The organism is Candidatus Methylolitoribacter marinus (genome assembly GCF_051853155.1).
Lineage (GTDB): Bacteria > Pseudomonadota > Gammaproteobacteria > Burkholderiales > Methylophilaceae > BACL14.
The window spans coordinates 984,656-997,147 of the sequence record NZ_CP124221.1 but is presented as its reverse complement, the minus strand read 5'-3'; the positions used below and the strand labels follow the sequence as shown (position 1 = coordinate 997,147).

The window sequence follows — 12,492 nt, the reverse complement described above, 5'->3', positions numbered from 1 at the left end:
TTGGAATAAATATGGCTGAAGATAAAAAAAAGAAGGTAACCAAAACAAAAAAAAGTGATGCAAAAGGTGTTGACCCATCTCAGGCTCAGCAACCTGGATTTGCAATTGAAAAATTATATTTAAAAGATGCGTCGGTTGAAGTGCCTAATGCGCCTGAGATTTTTACGAATCGTGAGGCGCCTAAAATTGGTATTGAATTGAATAATACAGCTAAACCATTAGCGGATGGTTTTTATGATGTTTCATTGCAAGTCACGGTTACTTCTAAGCAAGATGATAAAGTAGCCTTTCTTGTTGAAGTGACTCAATCTGGTATTTTTCAAATTAATAATATCCCAGAAGAGGGCCTAGAAATGGTTCTTGCAATTACATGTCCAAACATTCTCTTTCCTTACGCTAGAGAAGCGGTATCAGACATGGTAACGAAATCAGGATTCCAGCCAGTTCTCTTGAACCCCATAAACTTTGAAAATTTATACCTCCAGCAAAAACAACAACAAGCTCAAGAGCAAAAAAAGAATGATTAAAAAACAAAAGTGGTTTCCACTTTTGTTTTTTTGTTTCATAAGTTCTTTTGCTTATGCAGATTTTATGTCAGTTAATGCTGATCAAGCATTTCTTCATGAGGCTCCATCAGGTTCTACAAAAAAAGTATACATTGTTACAAAAGGTTATCCTCTTGAGGTAGTCGTGAGCCTAAAAGAATGGAAAAAAGTAAAGGATCATGAGGGATTAATCAATTGGATCAAAACTAGTGATTTGTCATCTAAAAGAACTGTCTTAAATTTAAAGAATAATAATTCAATATATCTAGAACCTTCCTCTTCAAGTCCTATTTTAGCAAGGGTGAATGAGAACGTTTCTCTCGAGCTTTTAGATACAAAAAAAATTGACGAGTGGATACAAGTATATTCAAAAGTGGGGGACATTGAGGGTTATATTAAAGCCGCTGATTTGTGGGGTATTAAATAATGAAGGTTGCTGTTATTGGTGCAGGTGCATGGGGGACTGCTTTAGCAATTCAGGCGGCAAAAGCATATCCAGTTAAATTATGGGCCCGAGACTCTGGTCATATTTCAGGAATGAAAAAAGCACGCTCCAATCCAAAGTATCTTGGAGATTTTACTTTCCCTGATCATCTTGAATTAACTGCGTCATTAGATGAAGCAGTATTAACATCTGATGTGATTATCTCATCAGTACCAACATCAGCTTTTGCTGAGATAATTCAAAACATACAATCTATCGATCCTGCCAAGCCAATTATATGGACTAATAAAGGACTGGAGACCAACTCTAGTCTTTTTCCACATGAAATAATTCATGATCATATTATTAATAAAGACCTTGCTTACGGCGTCTTGTCTGGACCAAGTTTTGCTGCTGAATTGGTAAGAGATCTTCCGACAGCAGTTACCCTTGCAACTACCAATTCAGATTTATCAAATTCTGTAGCAAAAATTTTTCACCATGGCAGCATGCGTGTTTATCTCAGTGATGATATTGCTGGCGTGACACTTGGAGGTTCCTTAAAAAATATTATTGCAATTGCATCTGGAATATCGGATGGTATGGGCTTTGGAAATAATGCGCGAGCAGCTTTAATAACGAGGGGAATAGCTGAAATTACCCGATTTGGGAAGACATTGAATGCATCTGAGGAAACATTTATTGGTTTAGCTGGTATTGGTGATTTATTACTTACGTGTACAGGCCAGTACTCTCGAAATCGTGAAGTTGGTATTCGGTTAGCGGAAGGTAAAAGTTTAGATTCAATTCTTTCATCTCTTGGCCATGTTGCTGAGGGTGTTAATGCATGTTATGAGTTGTTTAAGAGAATTGAGGATACAAATATTGATATGCCCATTACTTGTGAAGTTTATAGAGTTTTAACCAATGAGATATCTGCTAAAGATGCAGTCAAAAATCTTCTATCCAGATCACTAACAACTGAAAATTAAAGGCCACCTGAGAAATTATTTTGCCTCCAGGCTTCGAACAAGATAATAGATACTGTATTCGCTAAATTAATACTTCTACTATTCTTTGCCATTGGCACTCTTAGCAGGTGATTAGGTTCGAGTTGATTTCTTATAAGATCTGGCAAACCCCTAGTCTCCGGACCAAACATAAAAAAATCATTAGGTTTAAAACTCACCGAGTGATAGTAATTTTTACCTTTGGTTGATATGCCAAAGATGTTGATGTTTTGATTTTTTGATAAAAAATCAGAATAGTTTTCATAAGTGACAAATAAGTCATCTTTAATGTAATCAAGCCCAGCTCTGCGTAAAGTTTTTTCACTTAATTCAAACCCAAGAGGTTTTATTAGATGTAACTTGCAGTTAGAATTAAAACAAAGCCTAATAATATTCCCAGTATTAGGAGGTATTTCAGGTTCATATAGAACAATATTAAACATTTGATTATTTTTTATACAATTGTTAGTTAATTTAAATTTTTTGTTTACTTCATCTGATATTATAATATTTAAAATACAAATAAAGGATTAATATGGACCAACCCATTCATTTTAATAAGATTGATAAAAATTTATCAACTGACCAGTCAATATCAATTGAATATATTAGATCATTGTTTGAAAAACCCTTTAATGATCTAATTTTTCAAGCGCATCAGGTTCATAGAGAAAATTTTAATCCTAATCAGGTGCAATTGAGTACATTGCTGTCAATTAAGACTGGAGGATGTTCAGAAGATTGTGCATACTGCCCCCAATCTGCTAGATACGACACTGATGTTGAGAATGAAAAGATTTTAGGACTTAATGAGGTAATCAATGCGGCAAAAGATGCTAAAGCCTCGGGTGCAACTCGTTTTTGTATGGGTGCGGCATGGCGAAGTCCAAAACAGAAGGATTTGGATCTCGTTAAAGAAATGATTTTGGAAGTAAAAAAATTAGGCATGGAGTCATGCGCAACACTTGGTATGTTGGATGAAGATCAGGCAAGGCAGTTAAAAGACGTTGGATTGGACTACTATAACCATAACTTAGACACATCTCCGGAATTTTATGGAGATATTATTACCACCAGAACTTATGAAGATCGACTGGACACCTTAAAGAATGTTCGTGATCAAGGGATTAATGTCTGTTGTGGCGGAATTGTCGGAATGGGCGAATCTCTTAATGAGAGAGCTGGTCTGTTAGCACAACTATCCAATATCACACCTCAGCCTGAAAGTGTTCCAATCAACTTATTGACTCAGGTGGAGGGAACGCCACTATTTGGAGAAAAAGAGCTTGATCATTTTGATTTTGTTAGAACAATCGCTGTAGCCAGAATAATTATGCCTAAAAGTTATGTGCGGTTGTCGGCAGGCCGTGAAAAAATGAACGAATCTACTCAAGCTTTAGCATTTTTTGCCGGTGCCAATTCAATCTTCTATGGAGATGAGCTTCTAACGACAGAAAATCCAGCATCAGAAAAAGATCAGGAATTGCTAAGAAAGCTTGGTATAGAAACTAATTAATAAATGTTTGAGAAAAAAATATCACGTGAGCTTCAAGATATTGAAGAAAACAATTTATTAAGGATCAGAGAAGATAGAAACTATGACTTATTAAATTTTTCAGACAATGATTATCTTGGGCTTAGGAATAATAAAACTATTGCAAAGGCCATGAAAAAATCAATTGATGAATTTGGTAACGGCGCAGGAGCATCTCATCTTATTTCAGGCCACTTTCAAAATCACACAAGCCTTGAGTTAAAAATAGCAAATTTACTTCAGTTTGAGGATGCACTTTTTTATCACAGTGGTTTTAATGCGAATGTATCTTTTTTTAAAAATATAATTAAAGATGATTTTGATATATTCCTAGATAAACTTTGTCATGCATCAATCTATGATGGAATATTATCAACTCAATCAACTGTTATTCGTTACCCACATCTTGATTATGAAGCTTTAGAACAAAAGATAAAAAAATCAAAAAAAGAACATAAAATTATCGTAACTGACTCTATCTTTAGTATGGATGGCGATATTGCAGACTTATCAAGACTGTATTCATTATCAAAAAAATATAAAACTTACTTATACATTGATGATGCGCATGGTTTTGGAATTTATGGTTCAAAAGGATTAGGACTGCTTGAGAGCCAAATGCCGGCTGACATAGATAAAAGCAATATTATTCACCTGACAACTTTTGGAAAATCGGCAGGACTTTCTGGAGCAATAATTTGTGCATCAAAAAAAATTATTGACTACCTCAAACAAAAATCAAGAGAATACATATATACAACTGCCTCACCTCCATATCTTGCTGATGGAATTATCAAGTCTGTTGAATTAATAATAGATGGTGAAAAATTAAGAAAAAAGTTAAATGAAAATATTAAATTATTTCGCCATTTAATTAACAAGAAGCAATATTTGTTGAATGTTTATGGTCCAATACAACCTATCTTGATCAAAAATAATCAAATGGTCATTCACATTCAAAAAGAGTTATTAAAAAGCAATATTCATGTTGCAGCGATTCGCTCTCCTACGGTACCTCTATCAGAATCTAGAATAAGAGTAAGCATATCTGCTAGGCATTCAAAAAGTGATATTGTGCAGTTAGCCGATGTTCTGAATAAATCACTATCGCATGTTAATTGAAACATTAGGTACAGGATATCCAATAATATTTATTCATGGATGGGCAATGAATAAAGATATTTTTATGCCATTTTTTGAGAAGCTTGATAAAAATAAATATCAACTATTATTTTTTGATTTACCTCAAATGGATGAAAATGATAACTGGGAAGGATGTATCAAGCAGATTAATGATGCAATCCAAGATCATAATTTTGATTTCTTTGATATATTCGGATGGTCATTGGGTGGTCACATAGCGATAGAAATTTATCGTTTAAATAAAGATAAGGTCAAAAAAATTATATTTACCTCATCAACTCCAATATTCGTCAACAATCATGATTGGGAGTATGGACTTAATGAAGAGATTTTCGATAATTTTGCAAATTTGATTATGAAAGACCATCAGAAAACTTTGCTAAATTTTTTTAATCTTCAATTATTAGGTCAAGATAAACGTAAAGAAACATTAAATTTTTTGACGAATAATGTTTCAACTAAAAGTGTTGATATTAATTCTCTTAAATTTTATTTATCACATATGAAAAAAAATAATTTTTTAACATTAATACATAATGTTAATTGTGATTTATATTTAATTGCTGGTGATCAAGATAAAATTGTACCTATTGAATCACAAGTATTTATGCATAAAAATAATATGAATGTAAAAAATATATTATTTATTGATAAAGCTTCACACATTCCTTTTTTATCTCATCCGGAGGAGTGCGCCACTTATCTTGATAACATATATGTATGAATAAGTTAAAAAAAATTAAAGACTTTAATAGCGCAGCAGACCATTACGACAGCGATGCAATAATGCAATCGATGATTGCTGAAGAGTTAATCGACAGACTACATTATATAAAAATCAATCCAAAGCGAATCTTGGATATTGGGTCTGCAACAGGAAGAAATGCTATTCTTTTAGCAAAAATATTTCCTGCCGCAGAAATATATGAGCTTGATTTTTCAATTGATATGTTAAGAGTGTCGATGAATAAAAGCTCAGGTTTCAGAAAATTATTTTCATCAAAAAAAAGATATTTTATTAATGCTGATATGGATCTATTACCATTCCATGACAATACTTTTGATCTAATCGTTTCAAGTAATTCGATTCAATGGTCCGAGAACGTTAATGCACTATTTAAAAATATAAATAATTTATTAACTATAGATGGCTTATTTCTATTTTCTTCTTTTCTAAAAAATACATTAATTGAATTGCAGCATTTTAAAGAACATGCATTAACTCAAAATTTTTTAACTATCCAAGAATATGCTGAGATATTAAATAATAATAATTTTTATGATCCGGTTTTAATAAGGGATGAGTATCAAAATGAATATGATGGCGCATTATCAGCATTACGTGATTTAAAAAAAATTGGTGTGACAAAGTCTGATGAGTCTCATAAAAGTTTAAGGGGTAAAAATTATTTATTGAAACTGATTGATCATTTAGATCAATTTAAAAGAAATGATAAGAATATCCTTAGTTATGAAGTGATAATGGCCCATGCCTGGAAAATTCGTAACAAAGAAGAGAGTGTCATCAGGTTTACAAAATCATGAACAAAGTCTTTATAACCGGCACTGGTACAGGGGTAGGTAAAACTTATATTACCTCGATCATTCTAAAAAATCTTTTATTGAGACAAAAAGTTATTGGCATTAAACCAATTTCTGCTGGAATTAGTCTGGATAATTTATTAAATGAGGATGTCCAGACCCTGCTAGATTGTCAACCTTCAATTGATGATCATCAAAAAATTAATTTTTATTCTTTAAAAAAAGCAGTCTCACCTCATATTGGAGCAGAAGAAGAGGGGGTGCAAATTGACTTTGATTTTATTAAACAAAGGATCAGTGCTCTAGAAAATGAATACGACCGTGTTCTGATTGAGGGTGTTGGAGGCATATTATCCCCAGTGGATCAATCAAGGACTAATCTTGACTTGATCAAATATCTGGATATCCCAGTAATTTTAATTATTGGGTTAAAGCTTGGGTGCATAAATGATGCATTATTAACTCAGCATGCGCTTCAATCAAGTGATATTAAGATATTTGGGTGGATTGGAAATCAAATTGATCCAGAGATGGAGGAGGTTGACAAAAATATTGAATATCTAAAAAAAAATATTACATCAAGTTGTTTAGAGGTAAACAAGTACGGGTCTGAGAATTTATATTTAAATATATAATTTATTTTTAATGATGTAATTTAGAACATCATCACAGATTAAATTATGGACATCTTCAATATGTTGATTTTGAATTAATTTTTTTATTTCACTAGATGAAGCCTCATATCCTTGTCCATCATGATAATAAACACAATCACTTTGTCTAAATTGAAATTTTTTAAAATTATCTTCTACATCAATTTTTTTTGTTTTTGCTGTTTGAAAAAATTCATCAATATTTGATTTTCTCTTAATTACAATTATTTTTACCAGCTCTAATATTTCCTTCCAATCTTTCCACTTATCAAAGGTGTAAAAACAGTCTTCTCCAATTACAAGAGCAAGTTTTGGGTATGTTTTCAGATAAAATTTAATGGTTTCTATTGTGAAATTGATTTGGCTTGATTGATTTACTTCATACTTACTTATCTCAACATCTTTAGTTGCAATATTTATCATATTAATGCGATGTTGAGCTTCAGTTAAATTCTTATTGAATGCAGAAACTCCAGTTGGGACAAGAATAATTTTTTTAAAATTTAATAATTTGAGTTGATTAATAATGTATTGATGACCATTATGGAAGGGGTCAAAAGCACCGCCGAACAGCGCGACATAATTTTGCATTATGTGCGAGTTTGCCCTTCACCAAAGACGACATATTTTTCTGAAGTTAATCCCTCTAGGCCGACAGGTCCACGTGCATGAAATTTATCTGTTGAGATTCCGACTTCAGCACCTAAACCATACTCGAATCCATCTGCAAATCTTGTTGAGGCATTGATTATTACACTCGACGAATCGATTAACTTTAAAAAAGTTTGTGCATGGGCATAGTTTTCTGTGATTATTGCTTCAGTATGTTTGGATGAGTGCTTATTAATAAAATCTATGCCTGCTTTGAGGGAATTTACAATCTTAATGGATATGATTGGTGCTAAATATTCCTCATAAAAATCATCAGCAGTAGCTTTTGTAATGTTGGTTAGTATTTTACATGTCTCATTACAGCCACGTATTTCAACTTTATGTTTTTTAAATTTAGATGCAATTTTTTTTAAAAATTGATCGGCAATAGATTTATGTACAACTAAGGACTCAAGTGTATTACATGTTCCATATCTTTGCGTTTTGGAATTTTCAACTATCTCTAAAGCTTGATTAAGTGATGCAAATTCATCGACATAAATATGACAATTTCCATCAAGATGTTTTATGACTGGTATTTTTGCATTGTCGCTAATATTTTTGATCAACCCTTTTCCACCTCTAGGAATAATCACATCAATATAGTCTTTTGCTGTGATCAATTCAGTAACTAAAGACCGTTCAGCTTTATTGACTATTTGAACTGCATTTGAAGGTAGTTTAGCTAATTGCAAAGCTTTTTGAATCAACTTTCCTAAAAATAAATTTGAATGAAGAGCTTCTGAGCCGCCTCTTAAAATTACAGAATTTCCTGATTTTACGGCCAATGCCGCTACATCGATAGTAACATTAGGCCTGGATTCATAAATGATTAGTATGACTCCTAATGGGACGCGCATTTTTCCTATTTTTAACCCATTTGGCCGTACACTGATTTTTTCAATATTTCCTATAGGGTCATTTAAGGAATGAATATTTCTTAAACCTTCACACATAGAGTCGATTGTCTTAGTACTAATAATTAACCGGTCAATAAAAGCTGGCTCTAATTTATTTTTTTTAGCAAGAGTTAAATCTTTTTTATTTTCACTAATAATTTCATCTTTATTAGAAATTAATTGTTTTTCAAGATATGAGAGAAATGCATTTTTTGAAGATGATGGGGCATTTGCTATTGAAGCTGAGTCTTTTTTTGCATTAACAAGTAAATTTTTAATATATTTATCCATGACGTAACTTTAAAAAACTAATGTGTAAAATTTTTTTTATTTCTAACTTTGCATCAAGATCAATATATTGACCTTTACTTATTTTATCAACTAAGTGAATTTTTTGAATAATATTTTCTAAAAGTTTGAGACTCATTTTTGAAGAGGCGACGAGGCAAAATTTTGAAAGATTTCCAAATAATCTTAAATTCTTTAAATTAATACTAGAATTATTTTTATGGCGATAAACAGATTTAAAAAACCAAAATAATAGACTATTAAATTGAATTGGGTCATTTAATGATTGTAAAAATTTATCAATTTTATGAATAAAAATTTCTTGCTTATCATTGAAAATAGAAGCAATGATATCAAATCCCTCGTAAGTGGAATGGTTCTCAATATGATTTTTTGAAGTTAAAGTTTTTAATTTTAAAATATTATGCAAGGCTAAATAGTTATTTGCAGTAGTAATTTCAATTGAGCTTATCTCGTCTAAAGTTAAATCAAGCTCATAAGATTTGATTAAATAACTAAGGTATTTATTTTTTTCAAATTCTTTGATCTCTGTATCAATAAATAATGATTCTGATAATTGATCAAATTTAAACATATCTTTTTTTAGGTATTTGATAATGAAAATGTTATCGCTTTTATTTTCTTTTAATAGCACATTAATTTTTGGAATATTTTTTACATTTTTGATATTTATTATTATCAGATATTTTTCGCCAAATAAATCTGATGAAAGATATTGATTAAGATCTTGCTCTAAAGATGCTTCATTGATTTCTACAGATTGACTTTTAATTTCAAAATTAATTTTTATCTTATGCATAGAATGATCAGAAATGCACGAATCATACTCGTATAAGAAAAAAATATTATGTTTTTTTATCACATCGGATGTGAGTTCAAAAACTTTCAATTTTATTTACCTAGATTATTAATTTCAGTGACAAGGGAACGGGAAAGTTGCTCAATCATTGAGTCCTTTAGGTAGCCTTCTTCAGCGGCCGCAGCATTATAAAGGGTGGGGTCATAAGTATATTCTCTGATAGCCTCTAACCTTCTTGGTTCTGTCCATTGACCATTTGTTTTGAATCTATATTCAATAGTTTGGACAAGTTCAAATTCTCCAACTTGACCATTGCCTGCAAGTGATAAGATTCTCTTTGCAATATTATTATTCAAAATTTCAATCACAAGATCAGCGTTGCCCTCTTTATTTTCTTTGATATCGCTAAAAGAAAGCTGTTTGTGAACAAGTTTTGATAAACCTGAAGAGTCTCCTGTGAGAGCATAAGACTGATAGTCCAAATCTATTGGTTTTCTTAATTGAAAGCCACATGAATTTAATACTAATAGCAATGATATACAGAAAATTAAAAATTTATTTTTTCTCATACGACAATATTAAGTATTTTATTTTTAATAAAAATAACCTTCTTCACTTTAGATCTTTCTCCTACAAATCTTAACACTTTTTCGCTTGCAAAAGCTTTTTCCTCAATGATTTCTTGAGGCGCATTATTATCAATTTCAATATTATCTCTTACTTTTCCATTCACCTGAATTACGATTGTTTGAGCCGATTGCACAAGAGCGTCTTTATTTACTGCAGGCCATGATTCTTTATCAATACTCTGTTCAGTAAGTTGTGCAAAAATATATTCGCTGAAATGTGGAACAAATGGCGATAACATGATCAGTAAATGTTTGTAACCAAGATAAAGCTCATTTGACGATTTTTGTTTATCGAGAGTACCTAAATAATTAACAAATTCCATTAATGAGGCAATTGCTGTATTAAAACTTTTCCTTCGATCGATATCGTCAGTTACTTTTTCAATAGTTTTATTGAGTTGATATTTAAATTCATTATCCAGATTTGATTCGTCTTGATTGAAGATATTCTCACCTTCATGGTTTTTTTTAAAATTAAATATCTGAGTGTAAACCTTTTTTAAAAATCTATGTGATCCCTCAATACCTTTATCAGACCACTCAAGACTTTGGTCTGCTGGCGCGGCAAACATGATAAATAATCGAGCTGTATCGGCACCATATTTCTCTATTAACTTTCCTGGATCAACAGTATTTCCTTTTGATTTTGACATTTTGGAACCATCTTTTAGAACCATCCCTTGGGTCAGTAAATTTTTAAAGGGTTCAGATACATTAATTAATCCTTCATCTCTTAGCAACCTACTGAAAAATCTAGAATAAAGTAAATGAAGAATTGCATGTTCAATACCGCCTATGTATTGATCGACTGGTAACCAATAATTTGCCTCATCGTTTAGCATTAATTTATCTTCATTTGGGCATGCATATCTGGCAAAGTACCATGATGATTCAACGAACGTGTCCATGGTATCTGTCTCCCTTTGAGCTTCATTACCACACGCTGGACAAATACAATTTATAAAATCAATCTCAGTTTTAAGAGATTGATTATCAAAATCAAATCTTTCTTTCTTTGGGAGTGTGACGGGAAGATTTGATTCATCTTCACAAACTTCGCCACATTTTTTACAATGAATGATTGGAATAGGGCAGCCCCAATACCTTTGTCTTGATATACCCCAATCCCTTAATCGATATTTGGTTTGTTTTTCTGCAATTTTTTTACTTGAAAGTTGTTTGCCAATCTCATCAATGGCATCATCTGATGACAGACCATTAAAATCTTCTGAATTAATGAGCGTGCCTTTACCGGTATATAATTCTTTTTCAGATTCGATGACTTGAATGACATCTAGAGAGTATTTCTGAGCAAACTCAAAATCTCTATCGTCATGAGCTGGTACAGCCATGATTGCACCTTCACCGTACCCCATTAAAACGTAGTTACTTATCCACACTGGGATAGATTTGCCATTAATTGGATTGGTAGCGTACAAACCAGTAAAAAAACCTTTTTTCTCAGCCTTTTCTAATTCCGCAGTGGATACCCCGCTTTTTTTATTTTCATTAACAAACTCATTGATATCTTTATTTGTTTTGCATAACTCAATTGATATTGGATGATCAATAGCAATAGCTAAAAAAGTAACTCCATAAATCGTGTCAAGACGAGTTGTGTAAACAGCAATGGAATTAAATTCTTTTTGTTGAAAAACCACTCTGTAACCAAAACTTTTACCGATCCAATTCTTCTGCATTAATTTTACTTGTGAAGGCCATCCATCAAGGCTGTTGATGTCTCTATCTAGCTCATCTGCAAAGTCAGTTATTTTAAAAAAATATTGAGGAATTTCTTTTTGTTCAATAAGCGCACCAGACCTCCATCCCTTACCATCAATCACTTGTTCGTTAGCCAAGACAGTTTGATCAACAGGATCCCAGTTCACTTTTGAGGTCTTTTTATAGATCAACCCTTTTTTAAATAGCTTTATAAAAAGCCATTGTTCCCATTTGTAATAGCTGGGATCGCAGGTTGCAATTTCTCTATTCCAGTCCAAGGAAAAGCCTAGTGAATTTAATTGCTGCTTCATCGCATCAATATTTTGATATGTCCATTGGTCAGGAAGTGTTTTATTTTGAATTGCAGCATTTTCAGCAGGAAGCCCAAAAGCATCCCAGCCCATAGGCTGCATAACATTAAATCCTTGAAATCTTTTGAATCTAGAAATTACATCACCAATCGTATAATTTCTTACGTGGCCCATATGTAACTTACCGCTCGGATAGGGGAACATTGATAAAACATAATATTTCTTTTTTGATGTATCTTTTTTTACAGCAAACCTATTTGAGCCAAACCAAGACGATTGGCATTCTTTTTCAATCTCATGAAAATTATATGTTTCGAACAT

Annotated in this window: 14 protein-coding genes; 8 read left to right on the top strand and 6 right to left on the bottom strand. The window is 32.0% G+C overall.

Annotated features, from left to right (window positions below; all coding sequences use genetic code 11):
• Positions 1-11: 11 nt before the first annotated feature.
• Genes secB through QFA95_RS05295 form a run of 3 tightly spaced genes read left to right on the top strand, consistent with a single transcriptional unit; the run spans position 12 to position 1,961 of the window.
• Complete coding sequence (gene secB, locus QFA95_RS05305; protein ID WP_486462495.1) at positions 12-527, top strand: protein-export chaperone SecB; 516 nt, start codon at positions 12-14, stop codon at positions 525-527.
• Positions 520-972 (top strand): SH3 domain-containing protein, encoded by a 453-nt coding sequence (locus QFA95_RS05300; protein WP_486462494.1) that lies wholly within the window; start codon positions 520-522, stop codon positions 970-972. Before secB ends, QFA95_RS05300 begins: the two co-directional genes overlap by 8 nt.
• Positions 972-1,961: an NAD(P)H-dependent glycerol-3-phosphate dehydrogenase gene (locus tag QFA95_RS05295; RefSeq protein ID WP_486462493.1), complete on the top strand. Its 990-nt coding sequence runs from the start codon at positions 972-974 to the stop codon at positions 1,959-1,961. Before QFA95_RS05300 ends, QFA95_RS05295 begins: the two co-directional genes overlap by 1 nt.
• On the opposite strand, the gene QFA95_RS05290 is transcribed toward QFA95_RS05295, so the two are convergent.
• Complete coding sequence (locus tag QFA95_RS05290) at positions 1,958-2,422, bottom strand: tRNA (cytidine(34)-2'-O)-methyltransferase (RefSeq protein WP_486462492.1); 465 nt, start codon at positions 2,420-2,422, stop codon at positions 1,958-1,960. The two genes, QFA95_RS05295 and QFA95_RS05290, sit on opposite strands and share 4 nt — an antisense overlap.
• A gap of 92 nt (positions 2,423-2,514) precedes the next feature.
• Here QFA95_RS05290 and bioB point away from each other — a divergent pair, with 92 nt between their 5' ends.
• From bioB to bioD, 5 genes are read left to right on the top strand one after another with little or no spacing between them, the layout of a single operon-like run.
• Positions 2,515-3,495 (top strand): biotin synthase BioB, encoded by a 981-nt coding sequence (bioB, locus tag QFA95_RS05285; RefSeq protein WP_486462491.1) that lies wholly within the window; start codon positions 2,515-2,517, stop codon positions 3,493-3,495.
• Between the two features lie 3 nt (positions 3,496-3,498).
• Entirely contained in the window at positions 3,499-4,635 is a 1,137-nt protein-coding gene (locus QFA95_RS05280; protein ID WP_486462490.1) for an aminotransferase class I/II-fold pyridoxal phosphate-dependent enzyme, read from the top strand.
• Positions 4,625-5,380 carry an alpha/beta fold hydrolase gene (locus tag QFA95_RS05275; RefSeq protein WP_486462489.1) on the top strand — a complete coding sequence of 252 codons (756 nt, stop codon included), beginning with the start codon at positions 4,625-4,627 and terminating at the stop codon, positions 5,378-5,380. The genes QFA95_RS05280 and QFA95_RS05275 overlap by 11 nt, the downstream gene beginning before the upstream one ends.
• Entirely contained in the window at positions 5,377-6,201 is an 825-nt protein-coding gene (locus tag QFA95_RS05270) for a methyltransferase domain-containing protein (protein ID WP_486462488.1), read from the top strand. Before QFA95_RS05275 ends, QFA95_RS05270 begins: the two co-directional genes overlap by 4 nt.
• Positions 6,198-6,833: a dethiobiotin synthase gene (gene bioD / locus QFA95_RS05265; RefSeq protein WP_486462487.1), complete on the top strand. Its 636-nt coding sequence runs from the start codon at positions 6,198-6,200 to the stop codon at positions 6,831-6,833. The genes QFA95_RS05270 and bioD overlap by 4 nt, the downstream gene beginning before the upstream one ends.
• Here the strand turns inward: bioD and nadD are convergent.
• The 5 genes from nadD to leuS are packed head-to-tail and all read right to left on the bottom strand — an operon-like array spanning position 6,822 to position 12,492.
• Entirely contained in the window at positions 6,822-7,442 is a 621-nt protein-coding gene (gene nadD / locus QFA95_RS05260) for a nicotinate (nicotinamide) nucleotide adenylyltransferase (RefSeq protein WP_486462486.1), read from the bottom strand. The genes bioD and nadD overlap by 12 nt on opposite strands.
• On the bottom strand, positions 7,442-8,692 hold the full coding sequence (locus tag QFA95_RS05255; protein WP_486462485.1) for a glutamate-5-semialdehyde dehydrogenase: 1,251 nt from the start codon (positions 8,690-8,692) through the stop codon (positions 7,442-7,444). The genes nadD and QFA95_RS05255 overlap by 1 nt, the downstream gene beginning before the upstream one ends.
• Entirely contained in the window at positions 8,685-9,599 is a 915-nt protein-coding gene (locus tag QFA95_RS05250) for a hypothetical protein (protein ID WP_486462484.1), read from the bottom strand. The genes QFA95_RS05255 and QFA95_RS05250 overlap by 8 nt, the downstream gene beginning before the upstream one ends.
• 2 nt (positions 9,600-9,601) lie before the next feature.
• Positions 9,602-10,078, bottom strand: coding sequence for an LPS-assembly lipoprotein LptE (locus QFA95_RS05245; RefSeq protein ID WP_486462483.1), 477 nt, complete (start codon positions 10,076-10,078; stop codon positions 9,602-9,604).
• On the bottom strand, positions 10,075-12,492 hold the full coding sequence (leuS, locus tag QFA95_RS05240) for a leucine--tRNA ligase (protein WP_486462482.1): 2,418 nt from the start codon (positions 12,490-12,492) through the stop codon (positions 10,075-10,077). Before leuS ends, QFA95_RS05245 begins: the two co-directional genes overlap by 4 nt.

Coding starts and splice junctions, on each gene's coding strand:
- secB (WP_486462495.1), top strand. CDS start 12: ATGGCTGAAGATAAAAAAAAGAAGGTAACCAAAACAAAAAAAAGTGAT.
- QFA95_RS05300 (WP_486462494.1), top strand. CDS start 520: ATGATTAAAAAACAAAAGTGGTTTCCACTTTTGTTTTTTTGTTTCATA.
- QFA95_RS05295 (WP_486462493.1), top strand. CDS start 972: ATGAAGGTTGCTGTTATTGGTGCAGGTGCATGGGGGACTGCTTTAGCA.
- QFA95_RS05290 (WP_486462492.1), bottom strand. CDS start 2,422: ATGTTTAATATTGTTCTATATGAACCTGAAATACCTCCTAATACTGGG.
- bioB (WP_486462491.1), top strand. CDS start 2,515: ATGGACCAACCCATTCATTTTAATAAGATTGATAAAAATTTATCAACT.
- QFA95_RS05280 (WP_486462490.1), top strand. CDS start 3,499: ATGTTTGAGAAAAAAATATCACGTGAGCTTCAAGATATTGAAGAAAAC.
- QFA95_RS05275 (WP_486462489.1), top strand. CDS start 4,625: ATGTTAATTGAAACATTAGGTACAGGATATCCAATAATATTTATTCAT.
- QFA95_RS05270 (WP_486462488.1), top strand. CDS start 5,377: ATGAATAAGTTAAAAAAAATTAAAGACTTTAATAGCGCAGCAGACCAT.
- bioD (WP_486462487.1), top strand. CDS start 6,198: ATGAACAAAGTCTTTATAACCGGCACTGGTACAGGGGTAGGTAAAACT.
- nadD (WP_486462486.1), bottom strand. CDS start 7,442: ATGCAAAATTATGTCGCGCTGTTCGGCGGTGCTTTTGACCCCTTCCAT.
- QFA95_RS05255 (WP_486462485.1), bottom strand. CDS start 8,692: ATGGATAAATATATTAAAAATTTACTTGTTAATGCAAAAAAAGACTCA.
- QFA95_RS05245 (WP_486462483.1), bottom strand. CDS start 10,078: ATGAGAAAAAATAAATTTTTAATTTTCTGTATATCATTGCTATTAGTA.
- leuS (WP_486462482.1), bottom strand. CDS start 12,492: ATGTTCGAAACATATAATTTTCATGAGATTGAAAAAGAATGCCAATCG.